At 64.8% G+C, this 23,284-nt stretch carries 17 protein-coding genes and 5 pseudogenes; 6 read left to right on the forward strand and 16 right to left on the reverse strand.

Going from position 1 to position 23,284, the window contains the following annotated elements; genetic code table 11:
* Positions 1–7: 7 nt before the first annotated feature.
* The gene (locus SHTP_RS07725) at positions 8–1,144 is read right to left on the reverse strand and encodes a cellulase family glycosylhydrolase (RefSeq protein ID WP_096372375.1); all 1,137 of its coding nucleotides are present in this window, start codon (positions 1,142–1,144) and stop codon (positions 8–10) included.
* Positions 1,145–1,404: 260 nt separating this feature from the next.
* Positions 1,405–1,881: a winged helix-turn-helix transcriptional regulator gene (locus tag SHTP_RS07730; RefSeq protein ID WP_096370231.1), complete on the reverse strand. Its 477-nt coding sequence runs from the start codon at positions 1,879–1,881 to the stop codon at positions 1,405–1,407.
* Between the two features lie 79 nt (positions 1,882–1,960).
* Between SHTP_RS07730 and SHTP_RS07735 the strand changes: the two are divergent.
* The 3 genes and pseudogenes from SHTP_RS07735 to SHTP_RS07745 all read left to right on the forward strand — a co-directional run bounded on the left by SHTP_RS07735 (position 1,961) and on the right by SHTP_RS07745 (position 5,112).
* Positions 1,961–3,134 (forward strand): annotated as a pseudogene (locus tag SHTP_RS07735) (acyl-CoA dehydrogenase family protein).
* A complete protein-coding gene (locus SHTP_RS07740) occupies positions 3,131–4,108 on the forward strand; it encodes an LLM class F420-dependent oxidoreductase (protein WP_096370232.1) in 978 nt (325 codons plus the stop codon). The pseudogene SHTP_RS07735 and the gene SHTP_RS07740 overlap by 4 nt, the downstream one beginning before the upstream one ends.
* Complete coding sequence (locus SHTP_RS07745) at positions 4,105–5,112, forward strand: NADP-dependent oxidoreductase (RefSeq protein ID WP_012393394.1); 1,008 nt, start codon at positions 4,105–4,107, stop codon at positions 5,110–5,112. Before SHTP_RS07740 ends, SHTP_RS07745 begins: the two co-directional genes overlap by 4 nt.
* A 21-nt stretch (positions 5,113–5,133) precedes the next feature.
* On the opposite strand, the gene SHTP_RS07750 is transcribed toward SHTP_RS07745, so the two are convergent.
* The 8 genes and pseudogenes from SHTP_RS07750 to miaB form a co-directional block, all read right to left on the reverse strand.
* Complete coding sequence (locus SHTP_RS07750) at positions 5,134–6,609, reverse strand: glutamate-cysteine ligase family protein (protein WP_096370233.1); 1,476 nt, start codon at positions 6,607–6,609, stop codon at positions 5,134–5,136.
* A 65-nt stretch (positions 6,610–6,674) separates the two neighbouring features.
* A complete protein-coding gene (locus SHTP_RS07755; protein ID WP_096370234.1) occupies positions 6,675–7,655 on the reverse strand; it encodes a nucleoside triphosphate pyrophosphohydrolase in 981 nt (326 codons plus the stop codon).
* Positions 7,656–7,741: 86 nt separating this feature from the next.
* A complete protein-coding gene (gene miaA / locus SHTP_RS07760; RefSeq protein WP_096370235.1) occupies positions 7,742–8,686 on the reverse strand; it encodes a tRNA (adenosine(37)-N6)-dimethylallyltransferase MiaA in 945 nt (314 codons plus the stop codon).
* 168 nt (positions 8,687–8,854) lie between these two features.
* Complete coding sequence (locus tag SHTP_RS07765) at positions 8,855–9,445, reverse strand: LOG family protein (protein WP_231991586.1); 591 nt, start codon at positions 9,443–9,445, stop codon at positions 8,855–8,857.
* Positions 9,446–9,618: 173 nt separating this feature from the next.
* The gene (locus SHTP_RS07770; RefSeq protein ID WP_096370237.1) at positions 9,619–10,080 is read right to left on the reverse strand and encodes a nuclear transport factor 2 family protein; all 462 of its coding nucleotides are present in this window, start codon (positions 10,078–10,080) and stop codon (positions 9,619–9,621) included.
* A complete protein-coding gene (locus SHTP_RS07775; protein ID WP_231991720.1) occupies positions 10,077–11,312 on the reverse strand; it encodes a cytochrome P450 in 1,236 nt (411 codons plus the stop codon). Before SHTP_RS07775 ends, SHTP_RS07770 begins: the two co-directional genes overlap by 4 nt.
* 70 nt (positions 11,313–11,382) lie before the next feature.
* The gene (locus SHTP_RS07780) at positions 11,383–12,231 is read right to left on the reverse strand and encodes a methyltransferase domain-containing protein (RefSeq protein WP_231991722.1); all 849 of its coding nucleotides are present in this window, start codon (positions 12,229–12,231) and stop codon (positions 11,383–11,385) included.
* A 216-nt stretch (positions 12,232–12,447) separates the two neighbouring features.
* A pseudogene (gene miaB / locus SHTP_RS07785) lies at positions 12,448–13,934 on the reverse strand (tRNA (N6-isopentenyl adenosine(37)-C2)-methylthiotransferase MiaB).
* Between the two features lie 519 nt (positions 13,935–14,453).
* Here miaB and SHTP_RS07790 point away from each other — a divergent pair.
* Positions 14,454–15,260, forward strand: a pseudogene (locus tag SHTP_RS07790) (ISAs1-like element IS2404/ISMul1 family transposase); the annotation flags it as partial.
* Between the two features lie 20 nt (positions 15,261–15,280).
* Here SHTP_RS07790 and SHTP_RS07795 read toward each other — a convergent pair.
* A pseudogene (locus SHTP_RS07795) lies at positions 15,281–15,685 on the reverse strand (ISAs1 family transposase); the annotation flags it as partial.
* Positions 15,686–15,829: 144 nt separating this feature from the next.
* Between SHTP_RS07795 and SHTP_RS07800 the strand changes: the two are divergent.
* Positions 15,830–17,032 carry an ISAs1-like element IS2404/ISMul1 family transposase gene (locus SHTP_RS07800; protein WP_420872968.1) on the forward strand — a complete coding sequence of 401 codons (1,203 nt, stop codon included), beginning with the start codon at positions 15,830–15,832 and terminating at the stop codon, positions 17,030–17,032.
* Positions 17,033–17,341: 309 nt separating this feature from the next.
* Positions 17,342–18,258: pseudogene (locus tag SHTP_RS07805) on the forward strand (DUF808 domain-containing protein).
* A 16-nt stretch (positions 18,259–18,274) separates the two neighbouring features.
* Here SHTP_RS07805 and SHTP_RS07810 read toward each other — a convergent pair.
* Genes SHTP_RS07810 through SHTP_RS07830 form a run of 5 tightly spaced genes read right to left on the reverse strand, consistent with a single transcriptional unit; the run spans position 18,275 to position 23,245 of the window.
* Positions 18,275–19,078: an SDR family NAD(P)-dependent oxidoreductase gene (locus SHTP_RS07810; protein WP_015355012.1), complete on the reverse strand. Its 804-nt coding sequence runs from the start codon at positions 19,076–19,078 to the stop codon at positions 18,275–18,277.
* A gap of 32 nt (positions 19,079–19,110) precedes the next feature.
* Positions 19,111–19,878 carry a TetR/AcrR family transcriptional regulator gene (locus SHTP_RS07815; protein WP_096370240.1) on the reverse strand — a complete coding sequence of 256 codons (768 nt, stop codon included), beginning with the start codon at positions 19,876–19,878 and terminating at the stop codon, positions 19,111–19,113.
* Positions 19,879–19,931: 53 nt separating this feature from the next.
* Entirely contained in the window at positions 19,932–20,567 is a 636-nt protein-coding gene (locus SHTP_RS07820) for a DUF732 domain-containing protein (RefSeq protein ID WP_231991724.1), read from the reverse strand.
* A 59-nt stretch (positions 20,568–20,626) separates the two neighbouring features.
* On the reverse strand, positions 20,627–22,318 hold the full coding sequence (locus tag SHTP_RS07825; RefSeq protein ID WP_096370241.1) for a patatin-like phospholipase family protein: 1,692 nt from the start codon (positions 22,316–22,318) through the stop codon (positions 20,627–20,629).
* A 36-nt stretch (positions 22,319–22,354) separates the two neighbouring features.
* Positions 22,355–23,245: an Rv3090 family protease gene (locus SHTP_RS07830; protein ID WP_096370242.1), complete on the reverse strand. Its 891-nt coding sequence runs from the start codon at positions 23,243–23,245 to the stop codon at positions 22,355–22,357.
* Positions 23,246–23,284: the final 39 nt, after the last annotated feature.

The raw sequence follows: 23,284 nt of genomic DNA on the forward strand, positions 1-23,284 counted from the left end.
CCTGTCGTCAGTCCTGGGTTCGGGCGCCGGTCAGCGACTGGATGGTCTGTATTTCGCTCTCCCGGTAGGGCCGTCCGTCGGGTTGCAGAAGATCGCTGAACCATACCTTCGGGGGCTTGGTGTACGGATGATCCCAGGAATCCCACGGTAGGTAGGTCTGAGTCTTACCGGCGACCAAACCCCAATTGAAGGCGCCGACGTTGCGACGCTTGGCGATTGGTAGCACCCCCTCCACACTGCTGCCCTGGGAGCGCGCCAGGTACTCGGTGCAGATGATCGGCCGCCCCAGCGGCGCAAGTTCGTCGATACGGGCCTCAAAGCCGGCCGGTGCCGCGTAGCTGTGAAATGTGATGACGTCGGCATTGTCGAGCTGGATGCTGGCGATGGTGGAGCGCTTGCCCGGATCCGACCAATTTCCCTGCCAGACACCGCTTGTCAAGGGCTGGCTGGGATCGACCTCGCGCGCCCACTGAAACACCTGGGGGAGTAGCTCCGCGACCCGCTCCAGCTTGTCCTTTCTCTCCACCTTTCGGTACACCTTCGCCGGATTGTCGGGCTCATTCCACAAGTCCCAGCCCAATACGCGGTTGTCGTTGCGGAACTGGTTCAACACTCCAGTCACGTAGCCGTGCAGAACGGCCTGGTAGCTGGGGTCGCCGAGGTGTTCGGCGCCGGGGCTTTGCACCCAACCCGAGTTGTGCACGCCGGGCCTTGGTGCACGCTGCTGACCCAGCTTGGGGAACGGGTCCCAACAGGAGTCGAACAAGACGAAAAGAGGTTTGATGCCGTGGCGCGCCGCGATGGCGACGAATTGTGCCAGCCGAGTCTGAAAGCCCCTTTGATCCGAGGCCCACAACTGATCGTGCAGGAAGACTCGCATGCTGTTGAACCCGATCAACCGGGCCAAGCCCAGCTCTCTGTCGATGCGCCGCGGATCGTAGGTGGCGGGCTGAAACATCTCGAGCTGATTGATGGCGTTGGCGGTGATGTAGTTGGCGCCGACGATCCAGCCTTGGGTCTGGTACCAGGTGTTGGCGCGCTCAGCCGGCCACCGGCCTGCCACAGCGGTGGCGCGGGGGGTCTGGGCCAGCGCGGCGCCGGCCGCCAGCAGCAGCGGCAGTTTGAGAGCCGTTCGACGTTGCACCAAGTGACGATAATTTCGCGGGCGATCTGTCCGGTCTTGCGCGCTGACGTGTCTAGGCATGCTTATCGATTCGCAACAACCTGGGATTGCAAATTGTTATCTCCTGAACACCATCCAGGCTACCCGGCCGGCGGGGTGAAGTCTCGGCGCAACGCTGTGGATTGTCTTGTGCCACACTGGCCGAGCGCACTGTGTAGGATGGCTTGAGCGTCTTGTCGAAGACGTCTCGGGAGACTCTGTGGTGCCGCGCGTCTGCGCGCTTAGTTTGGCGCGGCTACCGCGTACCCGAAGCCGGGCCCGGCTTCGGGTGTGACATTGCGTGCGGTGATCTCTTCGCCGCAGTGGGCGCAGATCAGGCGCGGCTCGACGAACTGGCTGCAATGGTGACGCAACACAATCGGTGGGCCGTCGGGGTTCGGCAAGTGCTTGTCGCCCCACTGCATGAGGACGACGATCGCGGCGAACAGTTCGTGGCCGGTGTCGGTCAGCCGGTACTCGTGGCGCTCCGGATCCTGGGAGTAAGGCACCCGGTCCAGCAGGCCCGCATTGACGAGCATCCGCAGCCGCGATGACAGGGTGGGGCGCGGAATGTTGAGGTTGCGGGCGAGCTGGCCGAAGCGGTGCACGCCGAAGAACGCCTCGCGCAGGATCAATAGGGTCCAGCGCTCGCCGACCAGCTCGAGGGCACGGCCAACCGACTCCCCTTCGAAGCGGTGGGACAGATCGGCGGCGCCCATGGTTCAACAACTGTACCCGGTTCAATTTCCGAACCATGGTGGTAACTTGACGGAACCGCCGTCATTACCAGGAGTCCTGATGAATCAGCCGGACCTGAGCGCCGCACCACTGCGCAGAGCAGATAGCGAGATGGAGAACCTCGCCGAGAAGATCGCCCTGATGGCGCGGGAGATGTCGGCGGAGATCGACCGCGATCGCAGACTGCCCGACGAATTGGTGGCGCGGCTTGGCGAGGCAGGATTGCTGCGCGCCACGATGCCGCGCGAGGTACAGGCGGCAGGGCTGGCCCCCGGACCGGCGCTGCGGTGTGCCGAAGCGGTGGCGCGCGGCGATGCTTCAGCGGGATGGTGCGTGTCGATCGCGATCACCAGCGCGTTGTTGGTCGCCTATCTACCGGCGTCCAGTCGCGACGAAATGTTCGGTGCCGGGCGAAGTGTCGCCGCGGGTGTGTGGGCACCGCGAGGTAAGGCGAAGTCGGTCGACGGCGGTGTTGTGGTGTCCGGGCGCTGGCCGTTCTGCAGCGGGATCAACCACGCGGACATGATGTTCGCCGGTTGCTTCGTGGAGGGCCAGCCGGTGCCATCGGTGGTGGCGCTACCCAAAGACGATCTGCGCGCCTTGGACACCTGGCACACCCTGGGGCTGCGCGGTACCGGCAGTCACGATTGCGTTGCCGAGGAGGTCTTCGTCCCCGCCGATCGAGTGTTCTCGGTGTTCGACGGCCCCACCATTGACAGGCCGCTGTATCGCTTCCCGGTGTTCGGCTTCTTTGCGCTTTCGATCGGCGCGGCGGCGCTGGGCAACGCGCGCGCTGCGATTGACGACTTGGTCGAGTTGGCCGGCGACAAGAAAGGGCTGGGGGCCAAGCGCACCTTGGCCGAACGGTCGGCCACCCAAACGGCGGTCGCGACGGCCGAGGCGGCACTTGGTGCGGCGCGCGCACTGTTTTACGAGGCGATCGACTCGGCCTGGCAAGCCAGCCACAATCCCGGTGCCGGTGCCGGTGCCGGTGCCGGTGGCGCTGCGCAACCGGCTACGGCTGGCGGCCACCCACGCGGCGCGGACCTCTGCCGACGTCGTGCGCACCATGTATGACCTGGCCGGGAGCAGCGCGATCTACGATGGCTCACCACTGCAACGCTGGTTTCGCGACGCGTTTACCGCCACCGCCCATTTCCAGGTCAACGAGGCATCCCGCGAACTGCCGGGGCGCGTCTTGCTCGGCCAGCACTGCGATACCTCGATGCTGTGACCGATTTAGAAGTCGCCCTACCGTTTTGGCTGGACCGGCCCGACGACGAGGCGATGGAGGTGGCGCTGGCGGCGTCGAACGCCGGTTTCGACGTGCTGTGGGTTGGGGAAATGGCCACCTACGACGCGTTTGCCCTTGCCACCGCGATAGGGCTGGGTGCACCCGGAATGGGCTTGAAGATCGGACCGCTGGCCGTCGCCGTTCGTGGCCCGGTGGGGCTGGCGTTGGGCGTCAATTCGGTCGCCTCTCTCACCGGTAGCCGGGTCGATATCGCCCTGGGCGCCTCCAGCCCGGCGATAGTGGCCGGTTGGCATGATCGGCCGTGGGCACACCACGTGCCGGTGATGCGGGAAACCATGGAATGCCTGCGGTCGATACTGGGTGGGGCGCGCGTCGACTACCACGGGCGCCATGTCGCCAGCCACGGCTTTCGGCTGCGCAACCCGCAGCCGGAGACTCGAATTGCGTTGGGGGCCTTCGGCCCTGGCATGATTCGCCTGGCGGCAAGGCACGCCGATGAGGTGGTGCTCAACCTCGCATCGCCGGCTCGGGTGGCGGAGGTTCGTCACGCCATCGACTCCGCGGCCGCCGCAGCGGCAGGTCGCGCCGCACCGCGGCTGACGGTATGGGTGCCCGTTGCCGTTGATCCCGGTGCCGCCGCGCACGCTCAGCTGGCGGCGCAGCTGGCGGTCTATCTCGGCCCGCCCGGCTACGGCGAAATGTTCAGTGCACTGGGCTTTGACCGCCTCGTCGGCGCGGCGCGCGCCGGGGCGAGCCGTCGAGAGTTGGCTGCCGCCATCCCCGTCGAACTGCTCGAGCAGGTGGGGGCATTGGGCACCGCCGAGCGAGTCGCCGCCCGGCTGCGGGACTACGAAGAGGCCGGCGCGGACTGCCTGGCACTGGTGCCCTGCACTGCCGAAGATCCGGCGGGCCGGGCAACGCTGAACGCACTGTCGAGGAAGAGTGAATCGTGACGCTGGTCAATACCGTGTGCCGGCTGGCCGCGCGCCCGATCGGATTGCCCAAGCCATCGGACTGGGAGGTCGCCGACGAACCCGTTGGCGGTCCGGCCGATGGGGAGTTTTTGGTGCGCGTTGAGTATCTGTCGGTCGATCCGGCGATGCGGACGTGGATGAACGCGGGGCGGTCCTACGTGGCGCCGGTGCAGATCGGCGAGGTGATGCGCGCGGGCGGCATCGGGCGCGTGATCGATTCTCGCCACCCGGATTTCGCGGCCGGCGACGAGGTGTACGGAATGTTCGGGGTGCAGCGTTACGCGCATTCCGACGGTAGCGGTGTGACGCGCGTGGACACCACCCTCGCGCCGGCCCCGGTGCATCTGGGCGCCCTGGGCATCAGCGGTATAACGGCCTACTTCGGGCTCCTCGACGTCGGTCGCCCGCAACCCGGTCAGACCGTCGTCGTCTCCGGAGCCGCCGGTTCGGTGGGCAGCATCGTCGGACAGGTAGCCCGGATTGTGGGTTGCCGGGCGATCGGCATCGCCGGCGGTGAGCAGAAATGTCGTTGGCTGGTAGAAGAGCTTGGCTTCGACGCCGCCATCGACTACCAAGCCGGGGATCTGCGCCGTCAGCTGAAGATGCATGCCCCCAATGGCATTGACGTCTTTTTCGACAACGTCGGGGGAGAGGTGCTCGAGGCGGGGTTGTCACGTCTGGCCCGCGGAGCGCGTGTCGTAATTTGCGGAGCCATCTCCCAGTACAACGCCGCCGGGGAGCTGCACGGGCCGGCCAACTACATGCAGTTGCTGGTCGCACGCGCCTCGATGACCGGGTTCGTGGTCTTCGACTACGCGGATCGATATGGCGAAGCCGTTGGGCAGCTGGCGAATTGGCTGGCTAGCGGTGAGTTGCGCGCCCGCGAGCAGGTGGTTGCGGGCGATGTCGGCGACTTTCCTGAGGTGCTGTTGGCGCTGTTTCGGGGTGAGAACACCGGCAAACTCGTGCTCGCCCTGCGCTAGCGATTCGGACGGATCGGACCGTCACGATAGCGGCCATTCATGGACTGGGGCCCCGCTGCGCGCGTGCTCGACGTATCGCCGGGTCATCTCGTGCAGCGCCGAGATGCGTTCCAGTCCGCGTTCTTCGAGGTGGCGCACCGTTTCCGTCTGCCAGGCCGCGCCGGTGCGGCCGCTGCGAACCCGCGCTTCGATGACACCGAGGTACCGGTCGCGGTCGTGGGCGTCCACGCCCCACGCGTCGAGTCCGGACGCGGCGGCCGGCAGCAGGACGTCGCGGGTGAGCTGTGCTGCGGGCTGGTCGGTGCCCTGCCAACTCAATTGCGCCGCCAGCCCGTCGCGTGCCGCGCGGTGCAGGTCTCGCTCGGCCACCGCGAAAGGGGTCTGTTCCCACGGAGTGCGGTCACTGTCAGCGATTGCGCGCACCAGTCCGTAGTAGAAGGCGGCATTGGCGACCATGTCGACTGCGGTGGGCCCGCTGGGCAGCACCCGGTTCTCGATTCGCAGCTGCGGGCTGCCGCCCTGGACGTCGTAAACGGGGCGGTTCCACTGCCCCACCGTGCCGTTGTGCAGCCGAAGCTCATGGAGCACCGGAGCTTGCCCGGCCTCGAGGGCAGCGTCGGGATCTTCTGCCTCCAGGGTTGGGAACAGGGGCGGGTACTCGCGCACCAGGTGGTCGAAGAGGTCCACGGGGTCGCTGATCCACCCCTCCCCGAGCCGGACGCGCGCCGGTGCGTTGGCCTTGACCTCGCTGGGGCGGCGGGAATCGAGTAGCTGCTCCACCAGCGTGATTCGGGTCTCCTGCCAGGCGTGCCGGCCGAGCAAGAACGGGGAATTGGCGGCCACCGCGACCTGCGCTCCGGCGATCAGTTGGGCCGCGTTGAAATAGGCCGCAAATCGGTCCCGGTGCGCCCGCAAGTGCAGCTGCAGGCTGGTTGCGGAGGCTTCGGGCGCGACCGAGTCGGTGGTGAATTCGACCGGCTCGGGTGCGTCGCTGATGTGCACCCGGAACGGCCGGTGGCGAGCGGTGCGGATGCGGCGGCTCAGCAGCTCGTAGCGCGGGTTGGTGGAGAGCCGTTCGGCGGTCATGTGGTCGGCGCTCAGGGTGGGAAGCATGCCAACCGCGATCAGGCGGGTGCCCAGGCTTTCGATCCGCGCGCCGGACCCGTCGAGCACGTCGGCAAGAAGTTGTTCGCTGTCCCGGAGCACGTGGCCCGTTAGCGGGTGGGGCGGCAGGTTCAACTCGACATTGAACTGGCCAAGCTCGTGCTGCATATCGGTTCGGTCCAAGGCCTGTAGAACCGCGTCGTTGACCAGTCGCGGCCGGCCCAGCGGGTCCACCAGGTCGAGTTCCACCTCCATGCCGATGGTGTCCTCGTGGCCGGCAAACCAGCCGGCTTCGACCATTTGCCGCAACACCGCGACTGAACGCGTGAGCCGGCGCCGGACGTCATCTCCGTGCCCGAGAACCAACGCGGACGCGTCGATGCGATCACCCACGGGCCTACCTTCCCTCCCGCACACCCGGCCATCAGTTGCTTGTGCCGGTATACCTAATTCGCAAACTAGGCGTCATCGCGGGGTTTGGCGACTCGGACCCCGGATTGGGTGTGGGCGCCCACGGAAGGCCAGCACATACGCCACTCCCGCTCGGTGATTCCGCCGAGCGCCGTGCGGTCGGGTTCTTCGGTGGCATCGGGCGCGCGGCGCCTGGCGGCGATCGTGTCCTCGGCACGGCGCACCGAGTCCATGAACTCCAGGACCGCCGCCCGCAGCACGCCTTCCGAATCGATGTCAGGTGACACCACGACGGAGGTGAGCGTCGCCGGGACCAGGTCCATCGGCAGGCCAGCCCTGACTGCGCGTTCGATCAGCTTCTGGGCCAGAGCCAACGCGGGCTGACCATGAAACAGGTCGTGCATCACCGAGCCCGCCCGTTTGTCTGCCTTTTTGCCCTTCTCCCACTGCGCCACGTGCTCCTGGAATGAGGGCGAATTGCCCGCCAGCACTCCGCGGCGCCGGTTGCCCAGCTTGCGTATCAGGGTGTCGGCCACGTCATCGATGGCGAAGGGGCGTCGCGGCGCGTCCTGCGCGATCCGAGCCTGGAAAAGTACCTGCAGGAGCAAGGCGCCGAGTTCTTCGCGTAGCTGGCCGGCATCTGCGCTACGCAGCGCATCCAGCAGCGCATAGGTTTGGCTCAGCAAATAGCGGCTAACCGAGACGTGGGTCTGCGCGGCTTCCCACGACCCAGCTGTGCGTAGTTCGTCCACTGCCGCAACGGCATCGATCAGGCGCTCACCGCACTGTGGGTGCGGTATGGAGATCAGCCGGTCACCGGCGACCAACCGTGCCGTAACCGCAGGATGTGTTGGATCGGAGGACAACAACACGGTGGCGTGGCTTCCGGCGCGCACGGGGCGCGCCGCGGGCAGCAGCCGAGTCAACGCGGCCGGTATTTCCTCGGTGTACTGCACCTGCTGCCGCAGCACTTCGAGGGCTTCCATTGGTACCAGCAAATAATGCGGGTCAATCAGTACGACAGTCATCACACAGCCGGCTACGCGTTCGACGGTGACATGGCAGCCGTCGCGGCCATTGCAGTTGGCGCTGATTCAACCCGCGTCGGGGAGCCTCATGATGCCCGCCGCCAGGCGCCCAACACCGCTTCGATGATGGCCGTGCGGTGGGCCGCGGTGGACACCGTGGCATCGAGCCAACGCACCCTGCGGTCTCGCCGAAACCACGACCGCTGCCGTCGGACATAGCGTCGAGTGGCCAGACAGGTTTGTTGGCGCGCGCGATCCAGGGCTTGAGTGTCTGCGCCGGCCTTGAGCGCCTCCATGACTTGGGCGTACCCCAACGCGCGTGAAGCGGTGACCCCCCTGGCCAGGCCGCAGGGGAGTAGCGAGATCACCTCTTCGATCAGGCCTCGATCGAACATGGCTTTGGTTCGTGCCGCTAGCCGTTCATCAAGAACCTTTGTCTCGCAATCTAATCCGATGATCGCGCTATCCCAGCGAGGGCTGCCGATACGTGGAGCGGAGGCGGCATACGGGCGACCGGTGATTTCGACCACTTCCAGCGCACGCACCGTACGGCGGGCGTCGTTGAGCGGGATGACTGCGGCCGCGGCAGGGTCGCGGCGGACCAGCTCGGCATGCAACCTGGCCGGCCCGACCTGAGCGAGACGTCGCTCCCAGCGGGCTCGGATCGCTGGGTCTTTCGCCGGAAAGGCCCAGTCATCGAGCAGCGACTGGACGTAGAGCATCGAGCCCCCGACCAGCAGCGGCAGCGCTCCGCGTGAGGCGATCGCTTCGATGTCAGCTGCAGCCGAACGCTGGTAGCCCGCGACAGTGGCGGTTTCGGTGACGTCGAGCACGTCGAGTTGGTGATGCGGTATGCCGCGGCGCTGGGCCAGCGGCACCTTGCCGGTGCCGATATCCATGCCGCGGTAGAGCTGGTACGCGTCGGCGTTCACGATCTCCACGGCGATCTTGCCGCTGAGTCGGTCCGCAATCTCGATCGCTAAGTCTGACTTGCCGGTTCCCGTTGGTCCGATGATCGTTAGTGGTCTCATATCCTCTGCCTGCTATCTCGCCTCAACAGCGCCTGTCGGAGGGTCAGCAGTGGGGCGAATCGATGTCGACATGCGTGCCATCCCGTGCTCCCCGGCGGTGGTCCTGCTTGCTAGCGGTGACACCACAAGGGTTGCGTTCGGCGGCCGCGCTGGGATCAGTCAAATGGCCTAATAATGCGCATGGGTCCGCTCTGAGACGCTGGCCTCCCCAGACGACGCGAACGCCGACCGAGTTGATGGGCAGAGGTTGCTGAATGCGCTGTCGACGTCGGTCGTGACTATGAGCCGATCGATCGCGGCGGTGCGCACGAAGCCTTGCTGCCGCAGTTCTTCGAGCCAGTCGAGCAGTCCGCGGTAGTGTCCGGCGGGGTCCAGCAGGACTACGGGCTTGTGATGTATGCCGAGGCTGGCCGCGGTCCAGCATTCGAGCAGCTCTTCGAGGGTGCCCAGACCGCCGGGCAGCGTCAGGAACCCGTCAGCGCGTTCGCCCATGAGGTGTTTGCGTTGGGTGAGTGTGTCGGTGACGATCAGCTCATCGGCACCGAGGTCAGCAAGTTCGGATTGCAGGAGAATTCTCGGGATTACGCCTGTGGTGTGGGCTCCGGCGGTTCTGGCCGCGCGGGCCACCGCGCCCATCATGGCGATGGTGCCGCCTCCAGAGATCAATCGCCATCCGCGTCTACCGATTTCGGTGCCCACGGCGGCGGCCAGGCTCAGGTCGGCGGGGTTGTCGCCGCCGGAAGCGCAGTAGACGCAAATCGTCGGACGGCCATCGGTCCGAGCGCGCCAGGCAGGTCTGGGCCCAGCGTCAACGAATCCCGCCTCCTCGAGCAATCCGGTCACCCGCGCGGATTCGTCGGCGTCCAGCAGGGAGCCGCCGCTGTGCAGGTCGTAGATTCGGCTGGCCGTGCGTTGTGCCGGCAGGTCTCGAGTCACAGACCGTCCTCCAGTACCTTCCTCGAACTGATCAGAAGTTGTCCGCTGACGCGGGTCAACTTGTCGTGGATCATGCAACTTTGGGCGATCGCCGGCTTGGTACCGGGACGAGTGTTGATTTCGATCAGATAGGCAGATGCCTCGATCACGCCGGCACTACGCGACGCCAAGTCGATCATCGACAACCAGTGCCGTCGTTGAATCGCATCCCCAGCTCTGCTATCCCACTTCAGCAGGGCTTTCTCGATTGCTGCGCGTGTCGAGACCGGGCCGGCACCGGGGATGTGCTCGAACGTGGCGTCCTTGGTGAACGTCTTTGCGTGGGAGCCGATGTCGCGCAGGTCCAGTAGCCTCATCTGCCGTGCGTAAAACTGCTGCACCTCCGCGTACAGGCAGCTGTGCAGCGCCTTGCCCCGCGGCCAGGAGAACAAGCGCAAGCGGTTCGCTGACGGGATCACGCCGCCGTCACTGCCTTCAGGTGCAACAGCGCGGGCAACACGATGTTGGTGTGGCGGTGCAGTTGGGTCCTCTCGGTCAATGTCAGCCGTGGTAGCCGACGCATCAGAGTTCCCACTGCGATCTGGCATTCGAGGCGGGCCAAGCGTGCCCCAAGGCAGTAATGAATTCCAGCGCCGAACATGACCGCTGCGCCTCGGGCACGGGTGATGTCGAATCGGTCCGGCTCCTCGAACACCTTCGGATCCCGGTTGGCTGCGCCTACGAAGGCGATCACCGGTTGCCCCGCACGAATGTGCGCGCCGCCGAGCGTGACGTCTTCGATGGGCTTGCGTGCAGCCGTGGACTGAACCGAGCCGTTGAAACGCAAACTCTCGTTGACCGCAGCTGCCATCAGCTCCGGATGCGCCCGCAGTAATGCCAGCTGGTCAGGGCGCGTCCACAGATCCGCGATCATGTTGCCGATCTGCGCAACCGTCGTCCCGTGTGCGGCGAACATGAGCTGCACACAAAGGGCCAGCAGTTCTTCGTGCGTCAGCTGACCGGCCTCGCGGGCCGCGATCAGGGCGCTGATCAGCCCCGGTCGTAACCGATCGTGGCTGGCCGCGGCGGTCTCGAAGAACCACAACATGTTCGCGGCGGCATCGTCGGCTCTCGCTATGGCCGCAGGTTCCTTGCGCAGATCGAACCCATCGCCAAACCGAGAGACCCACACCGGAAGGTCCGGATGCAACTCGTCGGCGGTCAAGCCCAGCATCGCTGCTATCAATGTCATTGACAGAGGAACGGCATAGTTGTCGATCACGTCGAACGCAGTCGCCTCGTCGAGCCCGTCGATCAGCCGATCCGCGGCCTTGGCCGCGATCATCCGGTAAGACTCGATTGCCGAAGGTGTGAACGTGGGCGCCACGATGGAACGCAGACGCCCATGATGGGGCGGATCCAGTGACAGCAACAGCCGACCCGACAACTCGGCGAAACCGCGGGGCGCGCCAAACACTCGCCCGGATGCCAGAGGATCGGCCGGAACCAATTTGCGGCGAAATCGAGGGTCCCTCAGCATCGCAACGACATGATCGTGTCGAAACAGGTACCAGCATCCGTTGTCGCCGGGTTTGAACGGTTGTCCCCAATGCACCGGATCCGCCTGACGATAGGTCGCGTACACCGCGTACGGATCGTCGCGCAGCTGCTGATCGTGTGGGTCGAAACGGGCCAACATGGTGTCTGTCACATTCCGTAGGGCGGGGCCGGTTGCCTACGCGATGGCGTTGATCCCAGCCGGGATGGACAGTCGTGATCGGTCACGGTTCGCCTGGCGTCTTGAACGAAAACAACTCGTATGTCATCAGCCGCTGCGCAAATGCCGAATGCATCAACTCTTCGGTGCCGGTCACGTGCGCCGACTCCAGCCGTGTCTTCCAGTATGGGACGGTGAGTCCGGTCAAATCCACCTGCCGACAAGTGATCAACCCGGCCTCGTCTGCCGCTCGCCGGTAGTCGGTCGGCTCGTGAATGTTCGTGCAGTATTGGTCATCGACGCGCTGCTTGACGCTTTCGGCGGCCCGACCCCGGCCCGCGCACCACGCGATCACTACGATTTGCCCACCCGCGACCAGCACTCGGCCAAACGTGGTGAACATCAACCCCAGATCATCGACGTGCTCAGTGCTTTCGCACGCCCACACGGCTTGATAGCGGTGTCGGATCTGGCCGGAACCCAAGCGGCGGTCAACCTCGAGCATGTCGCCGACCCTGAACCTGACCTGGTCTTCCACGCCGCGCACCAGGGCCGTTGCGGCGGCGAACCGCGCCTGCTCAGGCGACACTGTCACGCCTTCCACGGCACACCCGAATCGCTGGTGAATCATGATCGCGCCGTCCCCGGCCCCACAGCCGGCATCTAGCACGGTGCCATCCGAAGGCGGTTTACCGAGGAACTTCAGGCCAAAGCTGACCAGCTCGGCCTCGGAGCGGTGCAACCAGTCCAGTCGAGCCTTCTCCTGCATCGGCGCCGGACCGTCCGGCAGGTCGATGCCGTTGTGATTGAAAAACAATCCATCGCGCGACGCGAGCATTGCGTTGAGCCCGTCGCAATCGCGGGTCTTCCGGTTGTAGAGCGCGGCAATGGACATCCGCCGCGCTTCACTCAAGCCGGTTACTATCTCACCAGTACTCAAGTCGATCACCCTCCCTCACTTGAAAATGCCAATCGCCCACTGCTGTTGGCTGCGCAAGGACTTCGATGCGGCAGTGACTTTGCACAGTCGCCGTCCGTGGTTGTCCACCGCTGCGGCCGCACGGGTAGCGGGGGAGAAAGCGGCGTAGGTGCGGTAAAGGCCAGGAGCTTCATCGGTGGGCCCCCGCCGCTAACGGCACGCGGTGTCGGGATGCGTACCGGAACTGGGGATTTGGGCTTGGGCAACCGTGATTCGGGGTACCCCCAGCCCGACGCCACGCGTTGTCGGGGTCTGGCCGCGTTCGCTGGCATCACCTGCGGGGGTCCTGCGATGCTGCAGCAGCGGCCCGTCTGCGATCAGATGGTGCGGTGCGGCATCGGTGATTTCGACATCCACCAAGTCACCCGGCCGGACCGAACCGTCGGCGCTGTCCGGACGGAAGTGGACGAGTCGGCCGTCGCGGGCGCCCGCCCGCTGATTCGCGCCGTGGTGGCGTTTTTGCGGCCCTCTCCTGCGACCACCAGCAGTTCCTGCCGGGTCCCGACCAGGGATCGGTTGCCCTCCAAGGAGATTCGCTCTTGCAGCGCCACCAGCCGCTCGAAGCGCTGCTGGACGACGTTCTTGGGAATCTGGTCGGGCATGTCCGCCGCGGGTGTGCCCGGCCGAGGCGAGTATTGGAAGGTGAATGCGCTTGTGAACCGCGCTTTTTGTACCACGTCGAGGGTCTGCTCGAAGTCATGTTCGGTTTCGCCGGGAAAGCCGACTATCATGTCGGTGGTGATGGCCGCGTGCGGTATCGCGGCACGGACCTTATCGATGATGCCCAGGTAGCGATCGCGCCGGTAGGAGCGGCGCATGGCCTTGAGGATCTGGTCCGAACCCGATTGCAGCGGCATGTGTAGATGCGGGCACACAGCCGGAGTTTCGGCCATCGCCAGGATCACGTCGTCGGTCAATTCGGCCGGGTGCGGTGAGGTGAACCGGATGCGCTCTAGACCCTCGATCCGGCCGCAAGCGCGTAGCAGCTGCGCAAACGCACCTCGATCCCTAGACAGTGGTGCCTCGCCCGTCGAAGGGTCCGGGTCTGCGAAATTGACGCCGTAGGAGTTGACGTTTTGGCCGAGCAGGGTTACTTCCAGCACGCCCTGCTCTACCAGGGCCTGCACCTCGGCGAGGATGTCGCCGGGGCGGCGGTCGGCTTCCTTGCCGCGTAGCGACGGGACGATGCAGAAGGTGCAGCTGTTGTTGCAGCCCACCGAGATCGACACCCACGCGGCATAGGCTGAATCCCGTGCCGCGGGCAGCGCCGAAGGGAATGTCCGCAGTGATTCGAGAATCTCGACTTGCGCGTCTTGGTTGTGCCGAGAGCGTTCCAAGAGCACCGGCAGTGAGCCGATGTTGTGTGTGCCGAAGACGACGTCAACCCATGGTGCCCGGTCGAGCACGATGTGGCGGTCTTTTTGGGCCAGGCATCCGCCGACCGCGATTTGCATGCCGGGCCGGCTCGCCTTGATCGGAGCCAGGTGCGCTAGCGAGCCGTAGAGCTTGTTGTCGGCGTTTTCACGCACCGCGCAGGTGTTGAATATCACCAGGTCTGCAGGCGCGCCCGGGTCGGCTTTGATGTACCCGGCGTCTTCAAGCAAACCCGCCATGCGCTCGGAGTCGTGAGCGTTCATCAAGCAGCCGAGAGTGCGGACTTCATACGTGCGGGCGGTTGCGTTGCCCGCGGTATCATTCCTGGTCGCAGGTGGCCGCTCAGTCACAATGTGGTCTTGAGTCACGATTCTTCCGGCAATTTCTCGACTGGAGGGGCGACATTTCCATCGCACGCCCAAAAGGATCGGAACAAGGCATAGCCGAAATTGGACTAATCGAATTCCCCAGGAAAGGGGAATTCGACAAGCCACGGCGAGATATAGCCCATGCAAAACTTTCCGAGCCTCCTTTTGAGGGGGGTGCGGGTTTTGCTGAGTCCGGGACTCCTTTTAAGGGAGCTGCGGATCCACTTCGATTTGAATCTCTGAGAAGTGGTGCTGGTAAGTACTGTAAACCCAGGGCTCCGGCGTTGTTGATTAGCAGGCTTGTGAGCTGGGTTGATGATCTTTGGTGCCGCGCTATTGGGGCCGGAGTGTAGGCACGGGCTATCTGGAGAACGATCGAGTTGGTTACTGTTCGTCGTTGGTCTGGAGTTGCCCGTGCCTACCGTTTCAGTATTGCCTGTGTCGTCGGTTCCAGAGGTGTTCGACCGCTGGAGTCCTGGTGAGCGCAGCGAGCTCATCGGATCGGAGTTTCTCGATGTGTTGGCCTCGGTGCCAGACCCGAGGGGCCCACGCGGTCGGAGGTATTCGCTGATGGCTTTGTTGGCGATCGCGGTTCTGGCCACTGCCGCGGGGATGCGCGGCTATGCTGGTTTTGCCACATGGGCGGCCACCGCTCCCGATGATGTGTTGGCCCAATTAGGGGTCCGGTTCCGGCGGCCCAGTGAGAAGACCTTCCGCGCTGTTTTGTCTCGGCTAGACCCCGCCGACCTCAACGCCAGGATGGGCAGTTACTTCACTGCACACGTGGCCAGCAGCGACCCCAGTGGATTGGTGCCGATCGCGTTGGACGGCAAGATGCTGCGTGGTGCTTTACGCGCCAAAGCGACAGCCACGCATCTCGTGTCGGTGTTCGCCCACCGTGCCCGATTGGTGCTCGGTCAACTCGCTGTCGCCGAGAAAAGCAATGAAATTCCCTGCGTACGTGCCCTGCTCACGCTGCTGCCGGGTAGCTTGCGGTGGCTGGTCACCGTGGATGCGATGCATACCCAGGTCGTCACCGCGAAGTTGATCTGCGCCACCTTGAAGTCGCACTACCTGATGATCGTCAAGTCCAACCAAGCCAAAATACTTGCGCGTATCACCGCGCTGCCCTGGGCCGAGGTGCCCGCAGCCGCTACCGACGACTCCCGCGGCCACGGCCGTGTCGAGACCCGCACCCTGCAAATCATCACCGCTGCACGACAGGGCTCCGGCGTTGTTGATTAGCAGGCTTGTGAGCTGGGGAATTGTGGATTGAGGAGGTCTAGGCGGCGGTTGGCGGTCAAAGCGGTGATCCGGCAGGCTTCGGCGATGTTGTCGGCGCCGTTGAGGCGGTGCAGATTGATCGCAGTGTTGCGTAGCGTTGCTAGGACCTGTGCGCCGTTTCCGGTATGTGCCCTTTGACGGTCTTCGTCGAAGGTGACGTCGCGTATCCAGTGCAGGCTGTTCTCGATTCCCCAGTGTTGACGCATCCAGGTCATGATCGCGGTAGGGCGGGCGTGCTCGAACGGCAGGCTGCAGATGGCATAGACCACCTCCACGCTGCGCTGGTCGGTGGCGGTGATCAAGCGTTCACGAGTGATCCGGATGATTTGTTTTGCGTAGGGGAAGCCGATTCCTCGTGCAGCGCAGGGCTCCGGCGTTGTTGATTAGCAGGCTTGTGAGCTGGGTTGATGATCTTTGGTGCCGCGCTATTGGGGCCGGAGTGTAGGCACGGGCTATCTGGAGAACGATCGAGTTGGTTACTGTTCGTCGTTGGTCTGGAGTTGCCCGTGCCTACCGTTTCAGTATTGCCTGTGTCGTCGGTTCCAGAGGTGTTCGACCGCTGGAGTCCTGGTGAGCGCAGCGAGCTCATCGGATCGGAGTTTCTCGATGTGTTGGCCTCGGTGCCAGACCCTAGGGACCCACGTGGTCGGAGGTATTCGCTGATGGCTTTGTTGGCGATCGCGGTTCTGGCCACTGCCGCGGGGATGCGCGGCTATGCTGGTTTTGCCACATGGGCGGCCACCGCTCCCGATGATGTGTTGGCCCAATTAGGGGTCCGGTTCCGGCGGCCCAGTGAGAAGACCTTCCGCGCTGTTTTGTCTCGGCTAGACCCCGCCGACCTCAACGCCAGGATGGGCAGTTACTTCACTGCACACGTGGCCAGCAGCGACCCCAGTGGATTGGTGCCGATCGCGTTGGACGGCAAGATGCTGCGTGGTGCTTTACGCGCCAAAGCGACAGCCACGCATCTCGTGTCGGTGTTCGCCCACCGTGCCCGATTGGTACTCGGTCAACTCGCTGTCGCCGAGAAAAGCAATGAAATTCCCTGCGTACTTGCCCTGCTCACGCTGCTGCCGGGTAGCTTGCGGTGGCTGGTCACCGTGGATGCGATGCATACCCAGGTCGTCACCGCGAAGTTGATCTGCGCCACCTTGAAGTCGCACTACCTGATGATCGTCAAGTCCAACCAAGCCAAAATACTTGCGCGTATCACCGCGCTGCCCTGGGCCGAGGTGCCCGCAGCCGCTACCGACGACTCCCGCGGCCACGGCCGTGTCGAGACCCGCACCCTGCAAATCATCACCGCTGCACGAGGAATCGGCTTCCCCTACGCAAAACAAATCATCCGGATCACTCGTGAACGCTTGATCACCGCCACCGACCAGCGCAGCGTGAAGGTGGTCTATGCCATCTGCAGCCTGCCGTTCGAGCACGCCCGCCCTACCGCGATCATGACCTGGATGCGTCAACACTGGGGAATCGAGAACAGCCTGCACTGGATACGCGACGTCACCTTCGACGAAGACCGTCAAAGGGCACATACCGGAAACGGCGCACAGGTCCTAGCAACGCTACGCAACACCGCGATCAATCTGCACCGCCTCAACGGCGCCGACAACATCGCCGAAGCCTGCCGGATCACCGCTTTGACCGCCAACCGCCGCCTAGACCTCCTCAATCCACAATTCCCCAGCTCACAAGCCTGCTAATCAACAACGCCGGAGCCCTGCCGCCTAGACCTCCTCAATCCACAATTCCCCAGCTCACAAGCCTGCTAATCAACAACGCCGGAGCCCTGACTGTAAACCCCATCACCTATGCCGCACAAGTCCCGTGTGGCGATTCCTCGAAAAATTTCCCGGTAAGCAGATAAAAGCCCCGCGAGAGGCATGGTAGGTGCGGCGTTGGGCCATTTCGCGCCGCACTTTGAGGCCGCACTCGCCGGTCAGAGGGGTCGATTGCCCGCACCGACGACTTCGGCAACACGCGGTAACCTCGGTCGCCATGGGGGAGAGCCGATGAGCGCAGGCCTGTTCGGGCTGCTCGATGACGTCGCTGCCCTGGCGCGGCTGGCCGCGGCCTCGGTGGACGACGTCGGTTCGGCCGCGGCTCGCGCGACCGCCAAGGCGGCAGGCGTAGTGGTCGATGACACCGCGGTAACGCCACAATCGTGCACGGCATCACCGCCGAGCGCGAACTGCCGATCATCAAACGCATTGCGCTCGGCTCGCTGCGCAACAAGTTGGTGTTCATCCTTCCCGGCGCGATGCTGCTTAGCCAGTTCGTCCCGTGGCTGTTGAGTCCAATCCTGATGCTCGGCGCCACATACCTGTGTTACGAAGGCGCGGAGAAGCTGTGGAGTGCGCTGCGCGGCAACGGTTCCCAGGCCAGGAGGCCGAAAGACGAACAGCAAGTGGTGACCGGGGCGATCCGGACCGACGTCATCCTCTCCGCCGAGATCATGGTGATCGCGCTCAGCGAAGTGGCCGACTTGGCTTTTCTGCCAAGGCTTGTCGTCTTGATCGTCGTTGCGCTGGTGATCACTGGCGCGGTGTATGGGGTGGTGGCGGCGATCGTCAAGATGGACGATGTTGGGCTGCGGCTGGCCGAGACGTCGTCTCGGGTCGGGCAGCGGCTCGGTCGCGCCCTGGTCGCTGGGACGCCCAGGTTGTTGTTCATGATCGCGGCGGTCGGAACGGTTGCGATGCTGTGGGTGGGTGGCCACATCCTGTTGGTGGGCAGCGATCAGATCGGTTGGCACACCCCATACGGCTTGGTGCATCATCTCGATGAACAGGTGCGCCACGCGGTCGGGTCCCTAGGTACCGTCGTGGCCTGGCTGGTCAATACCGGCGTGTCGGCGGCGCTCGGACTGATTGTCGGGGCAGTAGCGGTCACGCTCGTGCACCTGCTGCCGTTTCGTCGGGTGGGTTAGGCGCCGGCGTGCGCCGTCAAATGAAGTCCGAGCCGCCGTCGGCATTCACCGTCGCGCCGGTCACATAGCCGTTGCGCCGCGACACCAGGTAGGCGGTGATGGAAGCGACCTCCTCGGGAAGGCCGGCGCGGCCCAGATCGCACGGCTGGTGAAAGTATTTGTCAATCCAGGCCATGACGTCGTACGGGTTGGTGGCATCGAGTCCGTCGGCGGCCAGCAGGTCTTTGAGCTGTTCGGTAAAGCTGGCCGTGACGATGGTTCCCGGGCACACGCAGTTCACCAGGATGCCGTCCTTGGCCAGGCTCTTCGACAGGTTCTTGGTCACGCTGGACAGGGCCGCCTTCGAGGCCGTGTAGGCGACCAGGCGTGGGTTCTGTCGCTGAATCGAGTGCGCGGACAGCGTCACAACGCGGGCCCAGTCCGCGGCGCGCAGCAAGGGCAACGCGGCGCGAATCGCCCGGACCCCCGACATCGTGCCCAGCGTGAACGCGGCATCCCAAGCGGCGTCGTCGAGTTCCTCGAAGTACCCGTCGCCCGGTCCGATCGTGTGCACCAGGCAATTGAGTTGCCCCCAGCGTTCGGAGACGGCGGCGAAGGCGCTGGTGATCGATGCGGCGTCGGCCATGTCCGCGCTGATCGCCATCGCGTCGGGAGCGCCGGCCTGACTTAGCCTTTCCACGGCGCTGTCCAGTGCCCGCTTGCCACGGGCGATCACCGCCACGCTGGCTCCTTCGGCGGCCAGGGTCTCGGCGATGGCCAGGCCCATGCCTTTGCTGCCTCCGGTGACGACGGCCTTGGAACCGCTGAAGCCCAGGTCCATCGCATCTCCTCTGCGGGCGGGCGCCTCACATGTCAGTCTGGCGCGGTGATCTGCGCAATGGTGTCCGGCGCAACGCCCAGTCCGCGCAGGCAAAATCGCACCGTGCTCTCGCGAACCTCGTCGCGTCGGCAATCCCCGGAGGCCCACTGCTGTTCCGTGTTGGCCCACACCACGCCCTGAATGGAGCGCGCCTCGCTGTGCGGGTCGACGTCGTGGAACACTTCCTGGGCCACGCCGAGGTGAAGCTGCTCGATGAGCGGCTCAAGCGTTTCGGCGTATGCGGGTTCGACCAGCTCGGGGGCGTTGAGCAGATGTGATTGAGCATCCATGGACAGGTGACGCAGGTCTGCCTTGACCGCGTCGCCGAAAGCCAAGTCGAGGCGGCCGTCGATCCAGGCAGCCACTCCTTCGATTGGATTTGTCGCTTTGGCCATGAGCGTTCTGAGCCGCACCGCTTCGACCCGGGCGACCTCGAGGAACATCGCGGCTACCAGTTGGTCTTTCGACTCGAAATGCCGGTAGAACGCCCGGGTGCTGAGTTGGGCCCGGTCCAGGACGGTCGCGACGCTAAGTCCACGAACCCCATGTTCGCGAACCGACATCGACGCGGCGACCAGGATGGCACGCCGAATGCCAGGATCCGGAGCAAGCTTGTGTCGGCGCCGCGTAAGCCGGCTACTCAGGTCCGCCTGGCGGCGGGTGCCCGGGTTGTTCGGATGCGTCATAGATCCGTAGGTACCCACCAGGCGCTTCCGGGACACCCGCAGCCGACATTTCATCGTCGCTGCAATGTCGGACATGTGTTAGCTACCTGCGCGGCAGTGCATTGTGGGTGAGGGGGATGAGCCGCCTTTTACGGGCAATATGTGCGCATCGAGATGTCGACGTAGTCGCCAGCGTGGTTGCTGAGGGCCGGATTGCTCGAACGAAATGCCGCGACGATCTCGTCCACAGTGAGCCCACGACGGAAGTTCTCGCACACCAACTTGCCGTTGTAGATCGCTGCGTTGGGATTGGCGAAGGAGATACCCCGGTCGTTGAGCGCTGCGATGTAGGCGCTGTCCTGCTCAGGAGTTGAGGCGATCGTCGTCGTGGTGGTTGGGGCGGCCGTCGGCGTTGGCGCAATCTGGGTGACCGACCGCGGCTTCGAGGCCTTGCCCGGCGAGCTCTCCGTGGACAGGGCCCAGCCACCGATCACGATCACCGCCGCAAACCCGAGACCGAGCAACAGTAGGGCCGCGGCCCTGGCCAAGGTGGTGCGCCAGGACTGGACGAGCGACGCCGGTTCAGCAGCAAGCTCCTCGCCGCGACCATCGGGGATGTCCGGGACATCGGGCAGGTCTGGGCCGGGGTCGCGGACGTCGCTGACGTCCTGTCCGCGCGACCAGGCCGTCTCGACCGTGTCGGTGGGTGCGGGACTGGGGACGGCTGCCGTCTTGTCGCCGTCGAGTGCGGCGGTCTTGTCGGAAGCCGGGACCGGCTCGGCCATGAGGGCCATGGTAGCCATCGACTCCGTCACCCGATGTGGGCCAACGGCGGGCGCCCGCTTTATGTGAGGTGACGGTCACGCCACCTGGCGAATCGGCCCGTCGGTGCGTGTATCGCCGCCATCACCGAGCTCATCGATGAAGCCACCGAACTCGCGTGCTCGGCGGGCTCGGCGACCGGCGGTCCATCACCCTCCCACCACGTCGGCCGCAATAGTGCCGTCGTCACCGGAATCGCGTCCTCGACGCTGCTGCGGCCCCACTCGTAGGCACGGTCGATGGCGCCGGCCGAGGGGGCCAGGTTGATCGGTGACAGCGTCGGCTGGAACCTGACCAGGTGGTCGGCATACGGCAAATTGCGCACCATCTGCAGCTGGATCGCCTGGGTAATCGGGGCCAGCCACATGTGCCGGGAGTCCCACTGCGGATGGAAGCAATCAAAGGCCAGGTAGCACGCGTTGCGGGTGCCGAGCTTTCCGTCACGCACCCGCTTCCACGCCAATTCGACCGGCACGTTGCTGGCCGCGCAGCCGTCGACGATCGCCGCGATGTCTTGGTCGGCGCAGAGGGCATCGAGCATGTCGAGCATGCGGTCATCACTGGTTTCGTGGTGCAGCACGCCGGGAACGGCAGACGAAAACGACGCCGCGTCGACGACGTCGAAGTCGCGATCGGGGTCATCGCCGCTGACCACGATCGGTTTGACCACCCGCAAGTCGATGAAGGCGGAAACCTGCCACATTCGGGCTGCGACCAGCGGGCCGATGCCGATGGGCTGGAAGGGCAGTGAGCGCAGTTGCAGCGCCGCCAGTTCCGGACGGCGAAACCGGGATGGCAGTGCGGAATACGGTTGCTTTCGCACGCCGGAGACCACGACATCGAACGGAATCGTCAGATCTGACATGCGGAGCCGGATGTTGTCTTCACGGCTGAGCAGCGATAGCGCGAATTGGTCGAAGCGCAGGGCGAACATCCCGGCCAAGCCGTGGCGGCGGCGCAACCGCTCGGGGCCCAGAATGGCGCGATAAGACACCGTCTTGGCCCATTCCACATAGTCGTCGATCGGCACCGGCAGGCAACGCGCCACCAGACTGCCGATGATCGACCCGAACGACGACCCGATCATGTAGTCAGGCGTTTGGCCGGCCTCCAGGAGGCGCTGGATGCCGCCGATGTAGACGAACCCCGCGCCGCCCCCGCCGCCGAGGATGGTGACGAGCTTCTTGTAGCCGACTTCGGAGTCCAGTTCGGCCGCAGAGAAGTCGCTGCCGTGGCGTTCGATCAGCACTCGCCGTTGGTCGTCTTGGTCGGCGGACAAACCGTCGAGCGCGGTGCGTGCGGCCTTGAGCGCGGTGATCGGATCTGGCTCTTCGCGCAGCGGTCCATACAGGGTGTCGCTGACCCGGGACCGCCACGGAGCGACTTCGGCGCCCACCGAGATGTCACCGCGTCCGCGGCTGCCGCCCGGACCCGCGGCTCCCGGTTCGAAGTCGGCGAGTCTGGCGAAGTTGAGGATGTAGCGCAGCTTGCGCAGCTCCTCGTCGCTCAACACGCCCGGGTTGGCCAGGTGCTGCCGGATCAGCCTGCTTTCCATCTTTTGCAGCAGCTGGGCCGGCTCGGCCGATGGGAGATCGACGGTGTCGAGGGAATCATCGATGTCCTGAGTCTCGGCATCGATCTTGTCGACCAGGTCCAGTGCGGCGTGACGGCGAGCAAAACGGCTGCCTATCAACTCGGCGAACGGAATGTGCATCAGATCAACCCTCTCATGGCGATCATCTGCGCATGGCTACCGCCCGGGGGGCACCGAGACGGTCGGCAGAGCCGAGCTGCCCGGCCAGCAGCCCAGCGGGCTGATGCCCTTGTTGATCGCGGCCGTAATGCAGTTCTGCACCACAACGTTGGGGTCGTTGCTGATTGAGCGGGACAAGATCTCGTTGGCCTTGGCCTGAGCCTCGGCGGTGCGCTGCGCCTCCACGGCGATCGAGGTCTGCGCGCGCTGCTGGTTGAGCTGGTTGATCTTGTCCTCGGTGCCCTGGTCGTACTGGATGGTCGGAACGTTGACGTCGAAGATGTCGACTTGGCCGCCCACGTCCTGGCGCATGATGTCGGCGGCTCGCTTGGCCAGGTTGGGCAGAGGGGACACGTCCAGGTTTTGCGGGTCCAGTGGGTTGAATGCGGCGAACACCTCGTTGAGGGCAACCGACAGATTCCGCTCGATGAGGTTGACCCGCACGTTGTCGAAGGTTTTGTACTGCTGGAAGAGTTCGGGTGCGGCCGACTGCTTGAGCTGCCAGCGGATACTGACGTCGGCCAGGGCCGTGGATTGGTTGCCCAGCCGCACGGTGATGCGCTGGTCGCTGTTGCCTTCCTTGACGTACTTGTCGATCTGCACCGCGCCGTCCATTTGGTGGGTCATCTGCCAGGGCCATTTGCCGTGGAAGCCGTTGTTCAGGCTCACCCCGTTGGGGCGGCCGAAGGTGGTGACGATCGCGATCTGCCGGGTCCCGACGATGGTGAAGCAGCCCATCAGGAAGAACAGGACCGCCGCCCCAAGGGCGCCGAGGGTCACGATCTTGCCGCGTAGGCGCGCTTTGTCATTGCTGGCGAACTTCCACAGCAACGCCGCCACGGCGGCGCCGATCAAGCACATGGTCAACATCACGATCTCCCACGTCATCCCTACGCTCCTTCTCCCGCTCGGGTGATGCCGATCGGG

The organism is Mycobacterium ulcerans subsp. shinshuense (assembly GCF_002355775.1).
GTDB classification, from domain to species: domain Bacteria; phylum Actinomycetota; class Actinomycetes; order Mycobacteriales; family Mycobacteriaceae; genus Mycobacterium; species Mycobacterium marinum.